The following is a 22547-nucleotide window of genomic DNA, read 5'->3' as shown; positions in this document are numbered from 1 at the left end:
TAACTCGAAAATATGGGGTCATGAATAACATGACCCCATTAAATCAGGCTACTTCTTCGGTACGTACAAGGCTATCTCCTGGACTTGGAGTATCTTTATTATTTTGAGTTTTCGCACAACAAGTAACATTGAATTTAACAGTATCTGTAAGTGATTCCTCAGCAGAACTGCTCTTGATAGAAAATGTTTTTTCTTCCATGATAATTTTACCTTTCAAAATGATTATATTTATCAATCAAAATTATTATTTTAACTGACAATACAATTTTAGCACTCTGAAAATTCTGTGAAAAAGTTTTGGAATATATGCCAAAAGGTCATAATCTTTCAATTTCTTCAAAAAGTGCTTTTGCTTCTAGTAGGAAACCATAATCTGCAAGAGTTTGCGCGTGTTTTTTCATTTCTTCTATCGCTCCGTTTTGTTTTTGCAATACCTTATAATGAGCTTTGTGATATTCAAAGAGGATTTTTTCATAGAAAAAATTGATACCTATTCCTATTTCTTTTAAATGGTTAATGTATTTAAAAGCTTGCATTAAGTTTTCTCGACGTAACCAAGTATCAATGAGATTTAAAAATGTTCTTATTACTATCTGTTGATTGAGATGAATTGAATGATAATAATTTGATTTTCCTAAAATTTGCATTCCGTAATACTTTAGTGCATTATCATCAAAATGTCGAAGACAATTGCCAAAAACCCACAGTTCATAGCGTCCCCATTCGCTGACAGATTCAAGGTAGTTCATCAAAAGGTCATTATCTTTTTTGATATCCTCTGCATTTTGAACCATTACTAAGTTGGTTTTAACTACTGTTTCATTAATTTTATAGTATTTATTTTCAGGATTTTGTTGAGATTTTTCTTTCCAAAAATTATGAATTTCTATAATTTTCTCGATGTTTTTTTGCGCATAAGCAACCGCCAACTTGTGACGAAAGTTGTATTCATCTGATTGTTCATAGTCGTTATAAAGGTTTTGAAATTCATCTAAATAGACATTTGAGTTTTCTAGGACGGTAAATAGTTTACCCACCGTAATCTCTGTTTCTCCTTTTTCAAATTTTGCGAGCTGAGATTCTGAAAAATCGCCACCAGTCATTTCTTTTAATTTCAAATGCTTCGTTTCTCTGATAAAAGCAATGATTTTTCCGGTTTTTAAATTTTTTTCCATTTCATTTTCCCTTTGTCATATATTCCAAATTTATTAAATTATTTGAAATTATTATACAACTTTGCTTTTAGCTTGTAAACTAGATAAAAAACTACTGACAGCTTTTCTGTCAGTAGTTTTTATTTTTCTAAATAATCTAAAGCGTCCTGAATAGTTTTGACGGGAACGATTTTCATCTTCGTTTTTAGTTTTTTAGCTGCGGCTTTGGCTCCAAGGTAATTGTTGCTACTTTCCTTTTTGGTGCCTGAGTCAGGCACTAAGAAGACCTTTGCCCCTTCTTTACTCGCTGTGGCTACTTTTTTATCAACACCGCCGATTTGACCAATGCTTCCGTCGTGTTCAATCGTCCCAGTTCCAGCAATTTCGCGACCGTTTCGCAAATCTTTTCCTGTCAACTGACTGTAAATTTCTAGTGTAAACATCATCCCCGCAGAGGGACCACCGATTGAACCCGCGTTGACAGTAACTTTCGGAGTCGTCACGACTTCAGTATGGTCAACTAGGCTAATCCCTATTCCTGTTTTACCATTAGCAATTTTGATGTATTTGCCAGTTGACTTGTGCTTTGTGCCGTCAATTCTCGTGTATTCAATCGTTACTGAATCACCGACTTTTTGTTTGGAAACATAAGCAATCATGTCGGCACTTGATGTAAACTGTTGACCATTGACTGCTGTAATCGTATCTGCAAGTTCTAGCTTATTTTTAAAGGTCGAATTTTTGGCAATATCAAGGACATAAACGCCTTCATATTTAAGCTCATAAGGTTTATTAGCTAATTTAAAAGCTTGATAAATCGCTGTATTCTGTGCCGTTTCCATGTAAAACTGGTTGACACGGTTGAACTGTGCGTCGTTAAGTCCACCAGTCATTTCTTGCTCACTGTAAATGCTTGTAAAACTATTAAAATGGCTGTAAATCATTGTAGCAAGATTTGCTCGTGCAATTTGGACAGTCGTCAGAAAAAAATCACCTTTATGTTCATCTTTTTTGCCTTCAACTTTGACCATTTTCCCTAAAGGCTCGGTTGTTCCGGGCATTTCCACATAGTAACTTGTTGGGTAAAATAAAGCTAAAAGGGCAACAACAATTAGACCAATCGAGATTCCCCATTTTAATTTGGGATTAATTTTTTTATTTTTTTTCATCTAATTTCCTTAATTCACGACTCACATTTTCTGGAACCCAAGCACTGACATCTTGACCAAAGGCATGTAATTCTCGCATCCGTGTTGAATTTAATGGTTCGAGTTCTGGTTTTGCTAAGAAAAAGATGGTTTCAATGCCTGTCATCTCCATATTAAAATAGAACATATTTTTTTCATATTCTAAATCTTGGCTATTGCGCAAAGAACGAACCAGAGCTGTCACGCCAAGTTTTTTTGCGATATTCACTGTCAAATCACGTTCATGTTTGATGACTTTGACTTTATGAGTTACTGACAGGCTTGTCAGTGCTTCTTCTAGCATTTCCACTCGTTTATCAGTTGGAAAAAGTGGATTTTTTTGGTCATTTTTAAAAATTCCAACATAAAGTTGATCAAAATGTTGACTGGCACGTTTGATAACGTCTAAATGACCATTTGTCAGTGGGTCAAAAGTTCCTGTAAAGAGTCCAATTTTTTCTGTCATTACTTTTTTCTTTCTTAATTTACTGACAGAATTTCTGTCAGTAAAAGTCAAAATTCATAAATTGAAATTTTAGAAATTCCGTAAGTTTTTTGTCTGGTCAGCTCTAATTTCCCAATTTGGTCAGGGAGTTCAACTTCCTTGTCTGTTTCACAGACGACAATTACATTTTCTGTCAGTCGTTTTTTCTCTTGCAAAAGTTCTAAGTTTTCAACAATTTGTTCTTTAGCATAAGGTGGGTCTAAGAGGACTAAATCAAAAGTCTCTGACAAGTTTGATAAGACTCGTTCTGCTGACATTTTTAATAATTGAAATTTTTCAGGCTCTTTGGTCATCTTGATATTTTCCAAAATGACTTGTTGAGCTGCTCTGTCTTTTTCGACGAGAATGGCGTGATCCATTCCTCTTGAAATGGCTTCAATTGCCAAACTGCCTGAGCCTGCAAATAAATCAAGAACACGTCCCCCTTCAAAATAAGGGCCAATCATATTAAAAATGGCTCCTTTAACTTTATCGGTGGTTGGTCTTGTTGTTTTTCCTGCCAATGTTTTCAGCGGTCTTCCGCCATAATTTCCTGATACTACTCTCATGAAAATAATTATATCACAAAATTTCAAATGGAGAGCCGAATCTCCCTGTAAGCCTTGGTTTAAAGGTTCTGTCAGTAAAAATTTTCTTATTATTTTACTGACAAAAAATAAGTTTCTCAAATCAGAATTTCATTCTAACTTTTGAAACTTATTTTTACCTATATTTAACTCATGAATGACTTTCATGCATCCGAATTGCTCGTAGTGAGGGCAGCACACCTAATACAATAATGAAAAACATGAAGATGGTCATTCCAATATTTCCATAAAGACTTGAGAGAGACACAAGGATTCCTGACAAGACCGAAGCGATAGGCTGAGTCACTGAAAAAGCTCCCGTATAAGTTCCCACTTGGTCTCCATCCATTAAATCGGCTCGCAGAGCCTGTGAAAATGGAACCAAAATCATTTCACCGATTGTTGCTACCAATGCTGCAATCAGTTCCCAAGTTAAATCACGACCAAGAAATGCAATCATGAAGCCCAAACCTTGCAAAATAATTCCAATGGATATTCCACTACTTCGTGACCAGTTTTTGGTTAGTTTGTTGACTCTCCCCATAAATAATACGATGACTAAGGTATTGACCATTAGGAAAATTGTCAGCATCCGTTGTCCATAAACTTCAATTCCAAAAATCCTTGCTGTTCTAAAACTATCACTCAAATGGACTGGAAGATAATAATCAATTTGATTAAAAATCATCGCAATAAAGACCGAAGCAAATAAATAATACATGAAAATACGGTCTTTAGCAACTGTGAAATAGGCTTTAATAATGTTTGATTCTTGCTTATGCTGCTGAGTATCTGGATTGAAGGATTCATCAATCCAAAAAATTACAACCAAACAACTAACGATTTCTTCAATTGTGATAGCTAAAAGTAACCAAACCAAATAATCTCGGAAAAACCAACCTGAAAGTCCCGAACCAATCATGATTGCAAAATTGATAATCCAATATTGAATACTATAAACGACTCGCCGATTTTCACTTGTTGTCAAATCTACAATCATCGCTTGACTTGCGGTGTTAAAAAAGCCAAAACCAAAATTAATAATAAGAAATCCTAAAAAAGTAACCCAAGGATTGAAGTAAAAAGATGAGTTTGCAAATGTTGCTAAAGCTCCACCAAAACCAGTAATGGCAGTTGAGAAAATCATCACAGGTCTTCGTCCCTGAACGTCGGACAAATGACCAGCATAAAGCCCAACCAAGAAAACCATGACTGAACTAATGACTAAAAGTAATCCCGTGATTCCCGCTCCCATATATTTATTGTAGTAAATTGTCATTGAGCCACCAACTGTACTAAAGCAAAGCGTCCCAAAAAAATTCATAATTAAACGAATTTTAAGTGTTGGATGTAATCCAAAAAAATCTTTCATTTTATTTCTTTCTGTTTTTTTCAATAAAAAATCTATCTTGACTCCTTTTCAAGATAAATTCCTGTTTTTAGAAGTCATTTTTTTAATTAATTTTTGTTTTCTGATGTCTATTTACAGCAATAAGCACTAAAATAATCGCTAGAACTTCAGTCAATGCTAAGATTAAAGAAACTCCTGTTGCTTTAATCATTGGTGAAATCGAAACAAGTAAACCGGCAAGAATGGAGGCAATCGGCATCTTAATTGCGGCAACGCCATTGTAAGAACCAATTTTTTCTGGATTCATCAAATCTGCACCTAAAGTTTGAACACTTGGTGTATAAACAATTTCACCTAAAGTATAAACAATTCCGGCAATGAAAATAGGCGTAAACGTCGTTGTCAAAAATGAAAAAATCATCCCAATTGCCATAAATAAACTTCCCCAAATAAATCCTTTTTGGTGTGACCAGTCCTTGGTCAATCGATTTAGGGTGGTCATTAATAGGACCACTAATACACAAGCTAAAATCAAATAAATCGTAAGCATCCGTTGTCCATAGATTTCAAAACCAAAAAAAGTGATTGTTTTAAAACTATTTGATAAATGAACAGGCAAAAAATTATCAAATTGCATGATAATAAAAGTGGTCGCAATATTAGCACCCATAAAAATCATGTAAGTTTTATCTTGTAGCACTGTCTTATAGGCCTGAAAAATATTTTCTGCTTCTTCTTTGGCCTTTACAATCGGTCTAAAAGTCTCAGTCATTACAAAAGTGGTTAAGAAAAATGAGACTAAGACAGTTAAAAGTAATATCACTAAAAGTGCTTCAAATGCTGGTCTAAAAAGCCAAGCACCTAATGCTGCTCCTAAAATAACTGACAAGTTTTGCGCCCAATAATCCAACATAAAAACAACTTTACGATTTTCAGCATTTGATGCATCAATAATCATGGCATTTCCTGCAGTAATCACAAGATTATAACCAAAACTAATCAGCAAAAAAGCAATAAAAGTTGACCAAGGATTCACGTGACCTGGTAAGTTTGAGGCAATGGCTAAAAGAGCTCCCAAAAGTTGAATCACTGTCCCAAAAACCATCACTGGTTTTCGACCATTTCGGTCAGCAAAAAAACCTGCAAGAATTCCTGCGACAAAAGTGGCTACTGCAGATAAGGCAAGCAAAATCCCTGTAATTGCACTTCCCAAATGTTGATTATAATAAATGGTCATTGAAGAAAAAACGGTGCCATATGAAAAGGCACCTAAAAAAACAATTCCTAAACGGAGTTGCAAATTTTTGTCTAAATTCCAAAACTCTTTCATATTATTCCTTAAATTTTCCGATTTTTTTAATTTATCTATAATTGTAGCACAAATAATAAACAAAAACTAGGTGGATTTTTAAAAGTTGTTAATAAAATACAGAGATTGAAAACATAACTTATGAAAATATACAAAAAATCACTGACAGAAATCTTGTCAGTGATTTTTATGACACTTTTAATCAAAGATTAAAGGCGGTCATTCAATTCTTTGCTGAGTTCTTCAAATCCTGGTTTACCAAGAAGAGCGAACATATTTTTCTTGTAAGCTTCAACACCTGGTTGGTTGAATGGGTTAATTCCGTTCAAGTAACCAGAAACACCAATAGCAAGTTCAAAGAAGTAAATTGCATATCCAAGTGTGAATTCGTCTTGTTCAGGCAATGTCACGATCATGTTTGGAACATTTCCGTCAGTGTGAGCAAGAAGCACGCCGTCAGCTGCTTTTTTGTTAACGAAGTCAACATCTTTACCTTGCAAGTATCCAAGTCCATCAAGGTCAGCGTCAAGTTCTGGAATGTTGATGTTTTTACGTGGTTTTTCAATACGGATTGCTGTTTCAAAAACAGTACGTGTTCCTTCTTGAATCCATTGTCCTAATGAGTGAAGGTCTGTTGAGAAGTTAGCTGAAGTTGGGTAAATTCCTTTTTGGTCTTTCCCTTCTGATTCACCAGCCAATTGTTTCCACCATTCCGAGAAATATTGAAGGCTTGGTTCGTAATTGATCAAGATTTCTGAGAATTTACCTTTACGGTAAAGGATATTGCGAAGTGCAGCATAGGCGTAAGCATCATTTTCATGAACATTTGTAGAAGTGTATTCTTTACGCGCAGCGTTAGCACCTTCCATCAAAGCTGTGATATCAGCACCTGAAGCTGCAATTGGCAAAAGTCCAACAGCTGTCAATACTGAGAAGCGTCCACCAACTGAATCTGGAACAACAAAAGTTTCCCAGTTGTTTGCGTCAGCATTAACTTTTACAGCACCTTTTTCTTTATCAGTTGTTGCGTAAATACGTTTGTTTGCTTCTTCACGACCGTATTTTTTAACTAACATTTCTTCGAAGACACGGAAAGCAATCGCTGGTTCTGTTGTTGTACCTGATTTAGAGATTACATTTACAGAGAAATCTTTGTCAGCAACGTAATCTACAAGGTCAGCCAAGTATGATGAAGAAATTGAGTTACCAGCATAAAGAATACGTGGTGCTTTACGTTCTTCGGCAGTTTGCAAGTTAACAAAGCTGTTGCTCAAAAAGTCAATTGCTGCACGTGCACCGAGGTATGAACCACCGATACCGATAACAATAAGAACTTCTGAATCAGATTGAATTTTTTTAGCTGCTTTTTGAATACGAGCAAATTCTTCTTTGTCGTAATCTTCAGGAAGGTCAAGCCATCCGATATAATCGCTCCCAGCACCTTTTCCTTCGTGGAGCAATTTAGCTGCCCCGTCGATTTGCCATTGGATTTCGTCTAATTCATTTTCAGCTACAAATGGAGTGAGTTTTGAATAGTCAAATTTAATATGAGCCATTTTAATTCCTTTCAATTTCTCGCTTTTTACGAGAATTTAGCTATTGAAGAACGACAACTTTTGCATTGTTTTATCTTCGAATTTTCTAGTTCATTTTATCACTTTTTCGGCTTTTTAACAATACTAAAGGTTATGTAAGCGCTTATTTGTTTAGCTTTCTATCTGTGAAACTTTTCCAGCTTTGGGACAGCTTTTTTTATAAAAATTTAGTTTAAGATTTCAATGAATATTTATTGTTATTAAAAGATTTACTGATAAGCTAACTCCTAACACTTTTAAGGGTGTCAAATCTCTTTGACGACTGACAAATCAGTCTTTCATGTAAATTTTTGCTAAAATATTAATGATGAAATATACATTTGAAATTGACCTTGACCGTTATAACAATCTAGCCCAACAAAAACAAAAGACACATAAGAAATTTTTAGCTGGACTTGCCAAAAAACCACCAAAGCAATTAGATAAAATCGTTAAAGAAGTTCATGAAGAGGTTTTTTTAGAAATTGATTGCACCAAATGTGCTAATTGTTGCAAAACCTTAGGCCCTCTTTGGACAGAGGCCGATATTGAACGCGTCGCCAAACATTTAAAAATGAAAGTGAGTGACTTTGAAGCCGCATATCTCCGAACTGACGAAGATGGTGACAAAGTTTTTCAAACCATGCCTTGTCCGTTTCTTGGTTCTGACAATCTCTGTAGCATTTACGAAGTTCGTCCTAAAGCTTGTCGCGAATTTCCCCATACTGACCGTAAAAAGATTTATCAAATCAATAATTTAACGATAAAAAATACACTTTACTGTCCAGCTGCTTATGAATTTGTTGAGAAATTATCTTATAGACTCAAATAAAAATTACTGACAGGTCTGTCAGTAATTTTTTTATTATGCCAAAAGTTCTTTCAAAGCTTCTTTTGTATCTGTCAGTGAATGTCCCAAGGCTTTTTCAAAATCTTTAGATTCCACATCTAAATCTTTTGCTTCAATATCTTTTTGGAAGCCGAGGAAAAGTTCCGCTACAAAATCTGGAAGTCCAGTTTCAACTAAATGACTGACAAAAGTTTTGTCATCAGCAGCGACTACTTCAAATTCCTTATCAGAAACTGCTTTTAGTGCTTGAGCAAGTTCGGCGTAAGTCAATATTTTTCCTGAAAGCTCCAAAACTTCTGGAAAATCTGCTCCAGCAAGTGCTTTTGCTCCAACTTCTGCATATTCGCGTTTCAAAGCCCAGCCCACTTTACCTGTTGGTGCATTGTATACAAATTTTCCAGTTGAAAGTGCGGCAGCAATAATTGGCATTTCATTTTCAAAGTACCAGTTATTACGTAAAAATGTGTGAGCAATTCCTGATTTTTTAATCGCCTTTTCAGTATAGATGTGGTCAGCAGCTAAGTCACTTGTTGCCCTTTCTGCTTGAGGAAAACTTGTATAAGCAATATAAGAAATTCCAGCACTTTTGGCTGCATCAACAACATTTTGATGCTCAGCTTGACGATTTCCCGGCGCTCCTGAAACAAAAAGCAAACGGTCAATTCCTGTAAATGCTTGTTCTAAAGCAGTTAAATCTGAATAATCTGCCAAACGTACATCGAAACCTGCCGCTTTGAGTGGGGCTGCTTTTTCTTCTGTGCGAGCCAAAACCGCAATATCAGAAATTGGAACCAATTCTTTCAAAAATCCGAGTGCATAAGTACCATATCCACCTGTCGCACCTGTTACTAAATATTTCATGTTAAATCCTCCATTTATTTATTATTTTTTATATTTTAAAGTAGCTTGCTTTTTTGACTACCTAAGTGTATAATATCATTGTACTATCACTATGTAAAGTAAGCACTTGAAAGTTAGATACACCCCTTTTAGATACTATTGTATAATATCAACGATTTGAGGTAATAAAAAAATGAAAAAAATTTCTGAACTTCCAGATTGTCCTGTTGAAACAGCACTTGTTTTGATGGGCGACCGTTGGAAAATGCTCATTGTCCGTGATTTATTAGAGCGAACCATGCGCTTTGGCGAACTTCAACGTTCAGTTGGACATATTTCACAAAAAGTTTTGACCCAACATTTACGTGCCCTCGAAGAAAGCGGGCTAGTTCATCGTGAAGTCTATGCAGAAGTACCCCCTCGTGTTGAATATTCACTGACAGAACTTGGAAGAACCCTCAAGCCCATCCATGATACGATGGCAGCTTGGGGAAATCTTTATAAAAAAGAAATCAGCAAAGCTTAGAGATAAAAATTACTGACAGGAAATTCTGTCAGTATTTTTTGTTTAATTATTTATAAATTTCTGCGCACTTTTTCTAATTTTTCAAAAATACGGTGAACAATCGGTCAGTAAAACAGCTGATTTCTGGATTTTTCTACTATTTATTTTAGGTCAAAGTATCAATCTACATAAAAAACAAGTAGAAAATTTGCTATCTTTCTTATTTTTTGATTTTATTCTAAAAAAACCAGTAGCTCAAAAGCAATTGGTTTTTTATTTATGATTAGTTTTCTTTCAATTCTGCGATACGAGCTTTCACAGTATCGAATTTCTCTTGATAATCGGCTAATTTATCTTTTTCTTTTTGAACAACTTCTGCTTTAGCATTCGCAACAAAACGTTCATTACCCAATTTTTTATTCACTAAATCTAACTCTTTTTGCCATTTGGCAAGTTCTTTTTCAAGTCGAGCAATTTCTTCTTCGATGTTAATCAAACCAGCCAATGGTAAGTATAATTCTGCTCCAGTAATGACCGCTGACATCGCTTGTTCTGGAACCGCCAAGTCTTTAGCAATTGTTAATTCTGAAGGATTAGTGAAACGGCTGATATAAGGAGAAACAGCATTCAAGAAATCTGCATGTTCAGATTTAATCAACATTGGGACAGCTTTAGACAATGGAGTATTAACCTCAGCACGAATATTACGAACGGCTGTAATTAATTCGATTAACATCGCCACACCTTCGCTTGCCTTGTCGTCATTAAATTCTGGACGTACTTTTGGATATTCGGCAACAACAATTGAACCAGAAGTATTTGGTAATTTTTCAAAGATTTCTTCAGTGAAGAAAGGCATAATTGGGTGTAATAGACGTAAAACTTGATCTAAAACATGGAGCAATACTGCACGTGTAATGTCTTTTTCAGCTTCATCCTCACCAAACATAACTTCTTTTGTTAATTCCAAATACCAGTTTGCAAACTCATCCCAAATGAAATTGTAAAGAATATGACCAGCGACACCAAATTCAAATTTATCCATTTGTTCAGTCACGCGCCGGGCAGTATCATTCAATCGTGTCAAAATCCAACGGTCAGTGACATTACCAGCAGTTTTATTTGCAACTTTTGTCAAAGCCGAAGAAACAGCATCAGCACTGACATCTTCTGCATTCATCAAAATATAACGTGAAACATTCCAAATTTTATTGATGAAATTCCAAGCGGCATCCATTTTATCATAAGAAAAACGCACATCTTGTCCTGGTGCAGAACCATTTGATAGGAACCAACGGAGTGCATCAGCTCCATACTTTTCAATCACATCCATTGGATCAATTCCGTTACCAAGCGATTTAGACATTTTACGTCCTTCTTCGTCACGAATCAAACCATGAATCAAAACATTGTGAAATGGTGATTTACCAGTGAATTCTAAAGATTGGAAAATCATGCGTGAAACCCAGAAGAAGATAATATCATAACCTGTTACAAGGGTACTTGTTGGGAAATAACGTTTGAAGTCTGCTGAGTTTTCATCTGGCCAACCCATTGTTGAAAATGGCCACAAAGCTGAACTAAACCAAGTATCGAGCACATCTTCATCTTGTGTCCAACCTTCTCCATCAGGTGCTTCTGCACCAACATACATTTCACCCGCTTCATTATACCAAGCTGGAATTTGATGTCCCCACCAAAGTTGGCGTGAAATAACCCAATCATGAACATTTTCCATCCATTGCATGAAAGTATCATTGAAACGTGGCGGATAAAATTCTACTGCATCTTCTGTTGTTTGATTAGCAATTGCATTCTTAGCTAATTCGTCCATTTTGACAAACCATTGTGTTGATAAACGTGGTTCAACAACCACTCCTGTTCGCTCTGAGTGCCCAACTTCATGGCGGACTGGTTTTATATCAACCAACTGCCCCAATTCCTTGAGGTCAGCAACAATTTGTTTGCGGGCTTCAAAACGGTCAAGACCTTCATATTTTCCACCATTTTCATTGATGGTTCCGTCATTGTTCATCATGTTAATCATTGGCAAATTATGACGCATCGCAACTTCAAAGTCATTAGGGTCATGAGCAGGTGTAATTTTTACAACCCCAGTTCCTTTTTCCATATCAGCATGGTCGTCTGTCAAAATCGGAATGACACGATTAATGATTGGGAGGATAACATTTTTGCCCACTAAATGTTTATAGCGTTCATCTTTTTCATTGACGATAACAGCTGTATCACCAAGGAAAGTTTCTGGACGTGTTGTGGCGATTTCAACAAACTCATCACTTCCTTCAATTTGGTAAGTGATGTGGTAAAAAGCCCCATCAATTTCTTTGTGAATGACTTCAATGTCTGACAAAGCAGTCATCGCTTTTGGATCCCAGTTGATGAGTTTTTCACCACGGTAAATCCAACCTTTATTGTAAAGTTGAACAAAAACTTTACGAACCGCTTGCGAAAGGCCTTCATCAAGAGTAAAACGTTCACGAGAATAATCCACTGAAATCCCCATTTTACCCCATTGTTCCTTGATTGTTGTGGCATATTCATCTTTCCACTCCCAAACTTTATCAAGGAATTTTTCACGTCCAAGGTCTTGTGGTAAAATGCCATCCTCAGCAAGGCGGGCAGCAACTTTTGCTTGAGTGGCAATCCCCGCATGGTCCATTCCTGGCAACCAAAGCGTATCAAAACCTTGCATCCGTTTTTGACGGATGATGATGTCTTGCAAAGTTGTATCCCAAGCATGACCCAAGTGGAGTTTTCCTGTCACATTTGGTGGTGGAATAACGATGCTATAAGGCTCTGCATCAGGATTTCCAGAAGGTTTGAAAACATCAGCTTCAAGCCATTTTTCGTAGCGTCCTGCTTCAACCTCTGTCGGGTTGAATTTTGGGGTTAGTTCGTTTGTCATGTTTTTCTCCTTTGGGTACAAAAAAAGCACCCTGATTTATTCTCCAGGGTGCTTCCGCACGGTACCACCTGATTTTCGTCAATTGACGACACTCATTTTATGCCATAATTTTCTTGAAATGACGCAACCTTCATAAAGTTTGACTGAACACTTTCACCAACCGTGTTCTCTCTATAAGTCTTGCTTTATTACTCCTCGTCAACTTGTTTTTATTTTAGCAGAATTCTTGTTTTTTTACAAGATACTTCTAAATTTTTATTTTTCTTTAATGATTTCTAAAAAATGCTCCAAGCCTTCTTTGGCTTGAATTTGCTGATTACATTGTTCAGAATCTAAGCAAATATAGGTGCCATTTTTAGTATAGGTCCCGTCAGCGCCTCTTTTTGTTGTCGCTAGAAATTGAGTGACAATACTTGTTTTTTGGCAAATGGCACAGATATTTTTCATACTGCCAGAGATACTGCCATAGAAACCACGCCCGTCAGCGGTCAAAAGATATTTTCGGCCGCTTGAAACTTCATTCCAAGCAAAGTAAGTGACATCACGTAAGTCCCATTGACTTGTCGCTGGAATTTTTAACTTTTTAACTTTTTTGAAAGCTTTTTTCATTTGAGATTCACTCGGTAAATGAAAAGCTTCGACTAAAGTTTTAAGTTCTGTCAGTAATTTTTCAGCTTGTTCTCTTGATAATTTTGGATTATCAATGGCTGATAAATATTCTTGGATAGCAACTTTTACTGACAGATTATTTTCACTGACAAGGCTGTCAGCATTTTCAGCGATTTGCAAAATTTCTGTGGCGACTTGGGCGTAAACTGCCTCAACTGTCAATTTATCATTGACAGAGTGATAGACATTGACGAGGTCAAAGGTCAGGTATTTAATTCGATTATATTCATATGGTTTTAACATTTTCTTATTCCTTAAGATGTGAACCCGACTGCTTTGAAGTTATGAAAATTGAGAAAATGCGGTTCTGTGCAAGGCACAAGTTCCTTTTTGTCCATTCTCATCCACTTCAAGGAGGGTGAACTCAATTTGTTCTTATCCGCAAAGAAATAAGACTTTGCGGTAATCTAAGCGAGAGCTCTTACTCGCACTTGATTACCAACCATCTTCTTAAAATTCATTTGAATCTCCTTTTATCTAATGGTTAGAAGTCACTTCTCTAAAAATAGAAGTCACTCATTAAAATGTTTTTGTTCCAAAATCTGGAACGTCATGGAAATCTTTACCATTTTTGTAGTTTTCAAATTTTCCTTGCAAAAATTGGTATGCGTCTAAACGACTTTCATAACGAATAGCTGCTTCTTTCGCTTCTTTTTTACCGTCTTCTGTGGCAATTTTTTCAGCTGCTTTCATGGCAAGTTCAGAAATTTGAACTTGTTGGTCCACCCATTCTTGAAAATCTTTTAAAAAATTTTGTTCGTAAGTCATTTTTTCTCCTATTAAAATTCAGAGCTGTTGGCTCATCATTATCTTTTGGGTTTGATTAAATCATAGCTTTGCTCAACCATTTTGCAAACTTGCTCATCAGCAACATCTCCACCAAGTAAAACATCGTTCCAATGCGTTTTATTCATGTGAAATGCTGGATTAATATCCGCAAAGAAATCTCGCAATTCGATTGCGATTTCTGGCTTCTGCTTGATTGCGATATTGACTCGGCCTTCTCGCTCAGAAATATAAGCAAATGATTTTTTATTCTTTAAATGTCGCATCACTACCGTTGGCTGACCCTTCTCCATTTTGGCAAAGGGAGTATCTGCAAAAGTCGGCCCAAGAGACAAGCAAAAATTAATAAGTTCTTTTTTATTCATCTATTTATTAAGCTCCAATTGATAAGCAAAACGGTCACCTTCAAATTGAACAAGTCCTCGTTTTACAAAGCCTTCACGTTCAAAGACATGTTGCATCAATTTATTGACCGGGTGGGTATCTAGGCGAAAATCAGAGTATCCTTTAGATAACATCAAGGTAAAAATATTTGAAAATAGATATCTTGTCAAAGATTGTCCACGAAATTCGTTAGACAAAGCAATTCGATGAATGGTCACATAATCAAAATTTTGATTTGACCAAGCGCCGTCAGTAATTTGAGTATAAGCTGGTTCTTCACCTGTAATAATTGCACAATAACCGGCTATTTTATCATCAACTAACAAGACATAGGCCTGTTCTTTCGCAAAATCCTCTTCAATATCAAAAACTGCTGGATAAGCATTTTGCCATTGGTCACTCCCGGAATCAGCCAAAAAAGTTCTTGCTTCTTCAATAATTTTCATAATTGACAGCAAATCTTTCGGGCCTGCTTTTCTCATATAAATCATATAAAACCTCGGATTTTTTCCATTTTATCATAAAAATAATTAATGACAGAACCGTCAGATTTACTGACGGCTCTTTTTATTGACAGTATCATCAACTTTCCTATCAAATCTCTTATCTGTCAGTAAATCTAATTTTTTTAGATGTCACAAAACGCTAGTCTAAAGAAATTTCTGGATTTTCTCTAGTGACTAGGAGTACCTGTGCCGTTCCCCCTAAATATTTTTCACTCAATTCAGCTAATTTTTGAGTTGCAGCATCTAGAACTTCACCGCGTTCAGGGTCAACAGATTCAATAATCAAAAAAGCATTTTTGGTTTGTTCTGTCAGCATCGTTCTTTGACCATCACGCCAATTCCATGAGCGACAAACTGCCCCTTCATCATCAAGATAGCAGATTTCACCAGGCAAAGCATTATCAGCTTCATCATCACCCAAAGCCAAGAAATGTTCGCCACCAACAGCTTTTGTCAAACGTAGATTTCCTGCAAAAGTATCAATATCCTCACCACCAGCAGGTAGCCCATAGTTCAAGCTAATACTATTGTAAATATCAACCAAAGGATTAATCGAACCCACAGCTTTACCTTTATCTACTCGTTTAAGCAGATTTTCAATCGAACTTCTAGCCCCTTTTTTTGTTTTAAATTTTTGATAAGCCTTGCGCCAAACAGAGACTACAGGATTTTCACTAAAAACAGCCGCTTCTAAAAATTGCTCTGCATTTTCATTCGCCTCATCAAGATTTTTTTTGATTTCAGCACTTGATTCCATACTATTATCAATATTTTTAGCTAAAACAATTCCGATTTTTGTCTCAGGAAAAAGTTCCCAAAATTCAGGTTCAACAATAAATTTTTTCATAATTTTTTCTTACTTTTCTAATTTTAACTATAAAATTTACTGACGAAAATCTTGTCAGTAAAATACGACTGAATAAGGAGTATTTTATCTGTGGATAAAGAATGAAAAGCGGAGCTGGTCATTCTATCATTCGTCAGCGAGTGAATTGAGCATTTTAGTTGTGGATAAAAGAATGAACAGCAAAGCTGAGCGTTCTATCCATCGTCAGCGATTGAACAACGGGCAGGTAAATCGTAATTAAAAGAATGAACAACTAAAATATCCATTCTGTCAGTAAATTTTCACTTAAACTTTAGCTGCTAGCAATTAATAATTCTGTCAGCAAAATTTCTCAATATTTACCATATTTTTGCGGACGGCGTCCACGTTTTTTACCTTTAGCAAAAGCTTCAGCTTTACGTTCTTCTTCCAAATGTTCAAATTTAACAATTTTCAAAGGTTCATCACGTTTTGTCAATTTAACAACTGCTTCAGTTCTTGCTGTATGTGGGAACATGTCCACTGATTGGATGTATTCTACTTTATAATAATTGGCCAAAACGACTAAATCTTTTGCCAAAGTTGAAACGTTACAGCTGACATAAACCATTTTTTCCGGTGGGAATTTAGTAATTGTTTCAAGCAATGCATCATCAAGCCCCGTACGTGGTGGGTCAACAATCATTGCAGTTGCTCTATGACCAGATTTGTTCCAATTTGGAATAATTCGCTCCGCTTTACCAATTTCATAGTGGCAATTTTTAAGCCCCAAACGTTTGGCATTTTCACGCGCATCAAAAATTGATTCTGGTGTAATATCCATTCCATGAACCGATTTTACTTTTTTAGCCACCGCAAAACCAATCGTACCTACACCACAATATGCATCAATGACACGGTCATCTTTTTTAGGATTCAAAGCCTTAACTGCTTCACCATAAAGTACATTGGCTTGCTCAGAGTTCAATTGGTAGAAAGCACGAGGACTTAATTCAAATTCATAATCCAAAACGCCTTCGGTAATTGTTTCTTTTTCATTGAACAAAATTTGTGTGCGTTCGCCATAGATTTCACTGGTTTTTCTTGGGTGGAAATTGACCGCAACCGTCACAATTTCTTCAAATTCTTCTGTCAGTGCTGACAACATTTTATCAAATTTAACAAAAGAATTTTTTTGACGTTTTGAAGGTTCTTCACGTAATTCAGGCCAAACTTGTCCGTCCAAAATAATTGGTGTTGAAGTCACAAAAATGATTTGTACTTCACCTGTTTTTTGTGAGCGACGAACCATGACCGTACGAATTCCGCCGATTTTACGTTCATCATATACAGGTAAATCAAATTTTTCAATCAAACGGCAAATGTGATTGATAATTTCTTGGGTTTTGGGATCTTGAACCAAACAGTTATCTAGGTTAACCAAATGATGTGTTCCTTCTTGATAAAGTCCCGCAATCACTGTTCCGTCATTCAAACGACGCACTTGGAACTGCAATTTGTTACGATAACCAAGTGTATTTTCCATTCCCAAAGTTGCACGCAATTCATAATTACGCCAACCTGCTGGTTTATATTTTTCTAAGGCCTGACGCATAACATCACGCTTAAATTCCAATTGCATTGGATAAGAAAGATGCATGATGTGAGATTGACTCATTTCATGATAAGCTCTATCCTGTGGTTTCACACGGTTTGGTGATTTTTCAATAATCTTAACCAATTTTGCACGACTAAAATTTCTAGCATTTTCAGTAATTTCAACTAAAACTTCTTCACCTGGAAGTGCATAAGGAATAAAAACAAGTCGTCCTGAAATGACGCCAATTCCTTCCCCATTTATTCCCATTCGCTCGATTTCGAGTTGAAGTTTCTGTCCTATTTTTAAATTTATCATTTGTTAATTATTTTCCCTCTAGTTCGTCAATTAAATGACCATTTTCAATCCATTATAAAAAAATCACTAATAAAGGATTGTGTGATACACTATTATAACATTTCACAATTTCTTTTTGTAGTCTTTTTCTACTTGAATCCTAAAAGATTTGAACTTATTTTTTCATCTATGAATATTATTCTCCAAATAAAAAGCCTGACACTGTCAGACCTTTTATTTTTTCTTTAATTATTGTTTTTTACGTCTAAGTAAAAGAGCAAGTGGCGAAATAATCACTGCCATAATTCCTAGCAGAGTCAAAACAATTTGTGATTTTTGACTATCACCAGTACTTGGAAGAACATCTGTTGGCTTACTATCTTTTACAGCCTTAGCCGTAGGTGTTTTTGATTGATTATTAGATGGTTGACTTGGTTTATCTGGGTGAACTGGAGGAACGATAATTCCTGCAGGCACCTTATGATAAACGACAATTCTTTCAATGTCCGCTGTATCTACCGTAATTCCTGTCATTTCATCAATCTTAAGTTGACTTGCGATGTAATCTTTAATGATTGGCGAAAGAACTGCTGCAAATCTTCCACCATTATCAGCTGTCCAGTCACTATAAGTTTTCTCACCCGTCACTTTGTCAGTAGTGATTGTCCGACTAAAGACAATTGTTGCCTTATAGTTGTCAGCAGCCTTATCCCCATTATCATAAACATAATGAATGACTTCATTAACTGATTTATTTTCCGTCTCAACTACTGTGCCATGTTTTAGTCTCACAATATAATGTTGAGGGTCATCAGCAAATTTAGTTCCATCTTCTGGATAATCATTTGAAACTAATTCGTAGCCCTTATCTGTATAAGATTTAATCGTATCAGCCGTTGTATAACCTGAATCATCTCCAGTTCCACCAGACAAATCTTTAGTAGTCAAAATTTTTCCAGTCGTTTCATCAATATAAGTAACATCAATGGTTCCTTGATTTCGAGTGTAAGTTACTGTCACAGAAATATCTTCTGTATCTACCGTAATCCCTGTCATTTCAGAAACTTTAAGTTGATCAGCTGTATAGCCATCAATTACTGGAGAAGTTACTGACGCAAAACTATCACCGTTATCAGCTGTCCAATCACTATAAGTTTTCTCACCCGTCACTTTGTCAGTAGTGATTGTCTGACTAAAGACAACCGTAGCATTGTAGTCAGTAGCTGCTTCTCCCCCACCTTCATAAACATAATGAATCACTTGATTGACCGTTTTATTCTCAGTCACTTCTGTTAACCCGTGTTTTAATCTCACAATATAATGTTGAGGGTCATCAGCAAATTTAGTTCCATCTTCTGGATAATCATTTGAAACTAATTCGTAGCCTTTATCTGTATAAGATTTAATCGTGTCAGCCGTTGTATAACCTGAATCATCTCCAGTTCCACCAGACAAATCTTTTTTACTTAAAGTCTGTCCCGTTGTTTGGTCAATATAAGTAATATCAATAGTTCCTTGATTTCGAGTATAAGTTACTGTCACAGAAATATCTTCTGTATCAGCAGTAATTCCTGTCATTTCAGAAACTTTAAGTTGATCAGCTGTATAACCGTCAATTACTGGAGAAGTTACTGACGCAAAACTATCACCGTTATCAGCAGTCCAATCACCGTATGTCTTATCATTCGTTACTCTGTCAGTAGTAATAGTACGACTAAAGTCAACCGTAGCATTGTGGTCAGTAGCTGCTTCACCTCCACCTTCATAAACATAATGAATCACTTGATTGACAGCTTTTTTATCAGTTGATTCTGTTAAGCCATGTTTTAATTTTACTACATAGTGTTGTGGCTCATCCGTAAAGACTGTCCCCCCACTTGGGTAATCATCAGAAACTAATTCATAGCCTTTATCTGTATATGACTTGATATCATCAGCAGTTGTATAATTTGACGGATCATCCGTTCCACCAGATAAATCTTTTTTAGTCAAAACTTGACCAGTTGTTTCATCAATGTAAGTAACATCAATGGTTCCTTGGTTACGTTTATAAACGACCTTTTTCTGAATATCTGCTGAATTGGCTGTGATTCCGCTTATTGCATCAATTTTTAATTGGTCAGCTGTTTCTCCTTTAATTGTTGGCGAAACTACTTCTCCGAAACTATCCCCATTTTGTGCTTGCCAATCCCCATAAGTCTTTTCACCAGTTACTTGATTGGTTGTCACACTTCTTGTAAAATTCAATGGAGGAGCATTATAATCATCTGCTGCCTTGCTTCCATCTTCATAAACATATTGAATAGTTTCATTGACTTGTTTTTGCTCAGAACTTACAACTAATTTTTGCTTCAAATTAACAACATAGTGTTGAGCTGTATCCGTAAAGACTGTCCCACCACTTGGATAATTATCCGAAACCAATTCATAACCTGCATCTGTATAAGATTTAATGGTGTCAGTTGTGGTGTAATTAGAAGAATCACCTGTTCCACCAGATAAATCTTTTTTACTTAAAGTCTGTCCCGTTGTTTGGTCAATATAAGTAACATCGATGCTTCCTTGATTTCGAGTATAAACATAGTTTACAGTTTGGTCATTGGCAGCATAATTCCCCGAAGTCGCTGCCCCATTTGAAGCCTTAAAGGTATAGCCTGGAATAGTCTTTTGACTTGTCACATATGGAGTATCAATATCTCCACTTGTTGTTTCTTGCTGAGCAATCGTATTTCCTTGTTCATCCACATAATTAGCAATAACAGTACCTTGAGCTACCGTATAAGTAAAATTAACATTGCGCAATTGTTGCAAATTCATAAATGCACCTGTTGAAGCTGCAATTGAGAAAGACATCGCCTGATTTGTTCCAACAAAAGAAGAAACATCTTGCGTCCAAGTTTGACCACCATAAGTAACTGACATTACCTTTGTCGCACCATTATAGCTCATCGTAAAATCGACAAAATTATTATTTGATGGTTCAGAAATGCTCTGGGCACTAGAAGCTATTGTTTTAGCTTGTCCATTCAAACCATCAACAAAGGCTCCAAATGGTTTACCCTTAAAATTTGATGGGTCAGGTGTGAAACTGTTCTCCCCAACACCATTATAGTAAGTATCAAGCTTAAAACCAAAAGCTCCATTCACACCGCCAATACCTGCAGCTCCACCGGGTGCTCCTACAACATTTGTATCACCAGGGTGAAAAAGAAAGCCTACACCATCTGCTCCCCCAGCATTCTGTGCTTTATCTCCTAAATTAATTTTCCCAGTGAAAGTAAAGTTTTGTGACATATCAACTTTAGTCTTCAAAGTTACATTTCCTGCTTGACTTGCCTTATTAGGTGTCAAAGTTTGAGTATAGGTAGCTAAATCATAATCAAACCCAGCAGCTGAACCATTTCTCTGGAAATAAGTTAGAAAATCTTTTGGATAGACTGTTATATCTCTGGAAGTAGCGGCATAAACCCGTTGTATTTTAAAAGAGTCGGGGAGGTTTGTTAAAACAACCCCGCCACCTGCCAGAAGCGTTAAAGTTCCCACAGTTAAAAGAGCACTCGATTTTTTATTCATTTCTTCATCTCCGTCATATTTGTAGATTGTTTGTTATAATTTTACTACAAAAAGAGAAGAAAAGGGGATATTTTGTACTTTTTTTATTACGTTTTTTTGAAGTTACACATTCTAAATTGAAAACAAGTAGATGAAACCGCTCTATAAACGGATGATGTTTGTAACTTTAAAGAAATAAGCATCTTTTACAAACATGTAGATAAGCTACATTTCCGTTTCGTGTAGTAATTTTATTACGCGATTTATCCGTAACAATTTTTAATTGTTTTCGTATATAATATAGGTATGGGAAAAATCACAGCAATAAAAAAATTAAAACGACTTTACCGTGTGGATTTATCTGGATTTGATGATGAAGATAAAATATATCTTTCTGAGGATACAATTGTTCACTTTTTTCTAAATGTCGATAAAAAGCTCGATGATGCAGATTTAGAAGAGATCCAATCTTATGACCAATTTACTCAAGGAAAATCACTAGCACTCTACTACATTTCCTTTAAAATGAGGACAAGTTCGGAAGTAAGAAAATATCTTAGTGAACACGAAATTGACAATACTGACCAAATTGACGAGGTCATAAATGTTCTAACAAAAAACAATCTAATTAATGATAAAGCCTACGCTGAAAATTTTATTGAAGGAAAAATTTCAATGGGAAGCGCTGGCCCCTATCAAATTAAACAGAAATTAATAACAAAGGGTATTGATCCCCTGATCATTGACCAAGCGCTTTCTAACATTTATGATGAGGAAAAACAAATAGATGTTGCCTATAAACTTGCAGAAAAAACAAACAGAACTTATGGGCAAAGATTGACCCTAAAACAGCTGAAAGATAAAATTATTCAAAACCTAATGAATAAAGGTTTTACGTATTCTATCTCTTCAATTGCTTTAGAATCACTTGAATTAGAAACAGATGAAGAAAATGAGACCCAACTTCTCTACACAGCACTAGAAAAAGTTGCCAAACGCTACAGTAAAAACTATGAAGGGTACGAGCGAAAGCAAAAAGTAACACAGGCTTTGGCTAGAAAAGGCTTTTCATATGATGATATTAGCAGTGCATTGCGTGATTATACATTTCCAGAATAAATAAAAAAAGGCCTGAGAGGTCTTTTTTATTTATTCATACATCCTATCTCTTGAATCTCGTTAGC

Annotated in this window: 20 protein-coding genes; 3 read left to right on the top strand and 17 right to left on the bottom strand. The window is 35.8% G+C overall.

The window, feature by feature from the left end; translation table 11 throughout:
- Nucleotides 1-43: 43 nt before the first annotated feature.
- From IAE52_RS10900 to IAE52_RS10865, 8 genes are all read right to left on the bottom strand, one after another.
- Nucleotides 44-199 (bottom strand): hypothetical protein, encoded by a 156-nt coding sequence (locus tag IAE52_RS10900; protein WP_012898304.1) that lies wholly within the window; start codon nt 197-199, stop codon nt 44-46.
- Between the two features lie 118 nt (nt 200-317).
- Complete coding sequence (locus IAE52_RS10895; RefSeq protein WP_033900885.1) at nt 318-1175, bottom strand: Rgg/GadR/MutR family transcriptional regulator; 858 nt, start codon at nt 1173-1175, stop codon at nt 318-320.
- A gap of 119 nt (nt 1176-1294) precedes the next feature.
- Nucleotides 1295-2323: a SepM family pheromone-processing serine protease gene (locus IAE52_RS10890; RefSeq protein WP_003132657.1), complete on the bottom strand. Its 1029-nt coding sequence runs from the start codon at nt 2321-2323 to the stop codon at nt 1295-1297.
- Complete coding sequence (gene coaD, locus IAE52_RS10885; RefSeq protein ID WP_010906348.1) at nt 2310-2807, bottom strand: pantetheine-phosphate adenylyltransferase; 498 nt, start codon at nt 2805-2807, stop codon at nt 2310-2312. Before coaD ends, IAE52_RS10890 begins: the two co-directional genes overlap by 14 nt.
- Nucleotides 2808-2854: 47 nt before the next feature.
- Nucleotides 2855-3394 (bottom strand): 16S rRNA (guanine(966)-N(2))-methyltransferase RsmD, encoded by a 540-nt coding sequence (rsmD, locus tag IAE52_RS10880; protein ID WP_015427191.1) that lies wholly within the window; start codon nt 3392-3394, stop codon nt 2855-2857.
- 169 nt (nt 3395-3563) lie between these two features.
- A complete protein-coding gene (locus tag IAE52_RS10875) occupies nt 3564-4784 on the bottom strand; it encodes an MFS transporter (RefSeq protein ID WP_003132654.1) in 1221 nt (406 codons plus the stop codon).
- An 82-nt stretch (nt 4785-4866) separates the two neighbouring features.
- Nucleotides 4867-6093: a multidrug efflux MFS transporter LmrP gene (gene lmrP / locus IAE52_RS10870; RefSeq protein WP_033900880.1), complete on the bottom strand. Its 1227-nt coding sequence runs from the start codon at nt 6091-6093 to the stop codon at nt 4867-4869.
- Nucleotides 6094-6281: 188 nt separating this feature from the next.
- A complete protein-coding gene (locus tag IAE52_RS10865; RefSeq protein ID WP_010906353.1) occupies nt 6282-7628 on the bottom strand; it encodes a glucose-6-phosphate isomerase in 1347 nt (448 codons plus the stop codon).
- A 343-nt stretch (nt 7629-7971) separates the two neighbouring features.
- On the opposite strand from IAE52_RS10865, the gene IAE52_RS10860 reads away from it, so the two are divergent.
- Nucleotides 7972-8478 (top strand): YkgJ family cysteine cluster protein, encoded by a 507-nt coding sequence (locus tag IAE52_RS10860; RefSeq protein ID WP_109991340.1) that lies wholly within the window; start codon nt 7972-7974, stop codon nt 8476-8478.
- Between the two features lie 33 nt (nt 8479-8511).
- Here the strand turns inward: IAE52_RS10860 and IAE52_RS10855 are convergent, their stop codons facing one another.
- Entirely contained in the window at nt 8512-9357 is an 846-nt protein-coding gene (locus IAE52_RS10855) for an NAD(P)H-binding protein (protein WP_058204784.1), read from the bottom strand.
- 172 nt (nt 9358-9529) lie between these two features.
- Between IAE52_RS10855 and IAE52_RS10850 the strand changes: the two genes are divergently transcribed.
- Nucleotides 9530-9862 (top strand): helix-turn-helix domain-containing protein, encoded by a 333-nt coding sequence (locus IAE52_RS10850; protein ID WP_023164672.1) that lies wholly within the window; start codon nt 9530-9532, stop codon nt 9860-9862.
- A 262-nt stretch (nt 9863-10124) separates the two neighbouring features.
- On the opposite strand, the gene IAE52_RS10845 is transcribed toward IAE52_RS10850, so the two are convergent.
- From IAE52_RS10845 to IAE52_RS10810, 8 genes are all read right to left on the bottom strand, one after another.
- The gene (locus tag IAE52_RS10845) at nt 10125-12767 is read right to left on the bottom strand and encodes a valine--tRNA ligase (RefSeq protein WP_109991341.1); all 2643 of its coding nucleotides are present in this window, start codon (nt 12765-12767) and stop codon (nt 10125-10127) included.
- A gap of 255 nt (nt 12768-13022) precedes the next feature.
- A complete protein-coding gene (locus IAE52_RS10840; RefSeq protein ID WP_109991342.1) occupies nt 13023-13679 on the bottom strand; it encodes a FusB/FusC family EF-G-binding protein in 657 nt (218 codons plus the stop codon).
- Nucleotides 13680-13955: 276 nt separating this feature from the next.
- On the bottom strand, nt 13956-14204 hold the full coding sequence (locus IAE52_RS10835; RefSeq protein ID WP_003132639.1) for a DUF1912 family protein: 249 nt from the start codon (nt 14202-14204) through the stop codon (nt 13956-13958).
- A gap of 38 nt (nt 14205-14242) precedes the next feature.
- Complete coding sequence (locus IAE52_RS10830; protein WP_109991343.1) at nt 14243-14587, bottom strand: MmcQ/YjbR family DNA-binding protein; 345 nt, start codon at nt 14585-14587, stop codon at nt 14243-14245.
- A complete protein-coding gene (locus IAE52_RS10825; RefSeq protein ID WP_010906361.1) occupies nt 14588-15097 on the bottom strand; it encodes a GNAT family N-acetyltransferase in 510 nt (169 codons plus the stop codon). It lies immediately after the preceding gene.
- Between the two features lie 154 nt (nt 15098-15251).
- Nucleotides 15252-15959, bottom strand: a complete 708-nt coding sequence (locus IAE52_RS10820) for a B3/4 domain-containing protein (RefSeq protein WP_033900872.1) — start codon at nt 15957-15959, stop codon at nt 15252-15254.
- A gap of 331 nt (nt 15960-16290) precedes the next feature.
- The gene (gene rlmD, locus IAE52_RS10815) at nt 16291-17832 is read right to left on the bottom strand and encodes a 23S rRNA (uracil(1939)-C(5))-methyltransferase RlmD (RefSeq protein ID WP_003132635.1); all 1542 of its coding nucleotides are present in this window, start codon (nt 17830-17832) and stop codon (nt 16291-16293) included.
- Between the two features lie 228 nt (nt 17833-18060).
- Nucleotides 18061-21384 (bottom strand): MucBP domain-containing protein, encoded by a 3324-nt coding sequence (locus tag IAE52_RS10810; protein ID WP_187398489.1) that lies wholly within the window; start codon nt 21382-21384, stop codon nt 18061-18063.
- A gap of 285 nt (nt 21385-21669) precedes the next feature.
- On the opposite strand from IAE52_RS10810, the gene recX reads away from it, so the two are divergent.
- Nucleotides 21670-22482: a recombination regulator RecX gene (recX, locus tag IAE52_RS10805; RefSeq protein WP_109991344.1), complete on the top strand. Its 813-nt coding sequence runs from the start codon at nt 21670-21672 to the stop codon at nt 22480-22482.
- Nucleotides 22483-22547 lie beyond the last annotated feature (65 nt).

The organism is Lactococcus sp. S47 (assembly GCF_016517475.1).
Lineage (GTDB): Bacteria > Bacillota > Bacilli > Lactobacillales > Streptococcaceae > Lactococcus > Lactococcus lactis.
Note: the sequence above shows the minus strand (reverse complement) of the source record. Positions and strands in the feature narration are given on the sequence as shown.

Bases quoted from the DNA above. Each gene is read 5' to 3' on its own strand.
- IAE52_RS10900 (WP_012898304.1), bottom strand. From the start codon at position 199: ATGGAAGAAAAAACATTTTCTATCAAGAGCAGTTCTGCTGAGGAATCA.
- IAE52_RS10895 (WP_033900885.1), bottom strand. From the start codon at position 1,175: ATGGAAAAAAATTTAAAAACCGGAAAAATCATTGCTTTTATCAGAGAA.
- IAE52_RS10890 (WP_003132657.1), bottom strand. From the start codon at position 2,323: ATGAAAAAAAATAAAAAAATTAATCCCAAATTAAAATGGGGAATCTCG.
- coaD (WP_010906348.1), bottom strand. From the start codon at position 2,807: ATGACAGAAAAAATTGGACTCTTTACAGGAACTTTTGACCCACTGACA.
- rsmD (WP_015427191.1), bottom strand. From the start codon at position 3,394: ATGAGAGTAGTATCAGGAAATTATGGCGGAAGACCGCTGAAAACATTG.
- IAE52_RS10875 (WP_003132654.1), bottom strand. From the start codon at position 4,784: ATGAAAGATTTTTTTGGATTACATCCAACACTTAAAATTCGTTTAATT.
- lmrP (WP_033900880.1), bottom strand. From the start codon at position 6,093: ATGAAAGAGTTTTGGAATTTAGACAAAAATTTGCAACTCCGTTTAGGA.
- IAE52_RS10865 (WP_010906353.1), bottom strand. From the start codon at position 7,628: ATGGCTCATATTAAATTTGACTATTCAAAACTCACTCCATTTGTAGCT.
- IAE52_RS10860 (WP_109991340.1), top strand. From the start codon at position 7,972: ATGATGAAATATACATTTGAAATTGACCTTGACCGTTATAACAATCTA.
- IAE52_RS10855 (WP_058204784.1), bottom strand. From the start codon at position 9,357: ATGAAATATTTAGTAACAGGTGCGACAGGTGGATATGGTACTTATGCA.
- IAE52_RS10850 (WP_023164672.1), top strand. From the start codon at position 9,530: ATGAAAAAAATTTCTGAACTTCCAGATTGTCCTGTTGAAACAGCACTT.
- IAE52_RS10845 (WP_109991341.1), bottom strand. From the start codon at position 12,767: ATGACAAACGAACTAACCCCAAAATTCAACCCGACAGAGGTTGAAGCA.
- IAE52_RS10840 (WP_109991342.1), bottom strand. From the start codon at position 13,679: ATGTTAAAACCATATGAATATAATCGAATTAAATACCTGACCTTTGAC.
- IAE52_RS10835 (WP_003132639.1), bottom strand. From the start codon at position 14,204: ATGACTTACGAACAAAATTTTTTAAAAGATTTTCAAGAATGGGTGGAC.
- IAE52_RS10830 (WP_109991343.1), bottom strand. From the start codon at position 14,587: ATGAATAAAAAAGAACTTATTAATTTTTGCTTGTCTCTTGGGCCGACT.
- IAE52_RS10825 (WP_010906361.1), bottom strand. From the start codon at position 15,097: ATGATTTATATGAGAAAAGCAGGCCCGAAAGATTTGCTGTCAATTATG.
- IAE52_RS10820 (WP_033900872.1), bottom strand. From the start codon at position 15,959: ATGAAAAAATTTATTGTTGAACCTGAATTTTGGGAACTTTTTCCTGAG.
- rlmD (WP_003132635.1), bottom strand. From the start codon at position 17,832: ATGATAAATTTAAAAATAGGACAGAAACTTCAACTCGAAATCGAGCGA.
- IAE52_RS10810 (WP_187398489.1), bottom strand. From the start codon at position 21,384: ATGAATAAAAAATCGAGTGCTCTTTTAACTGTGGGAACTTTAACGCTT.
- recX (WP_109991344.1), top strand. From the start codon at position 21,670: ATGGGAAAAATCACAGCAATAAAAAAATTAAAACGACTTTACCGTGTG.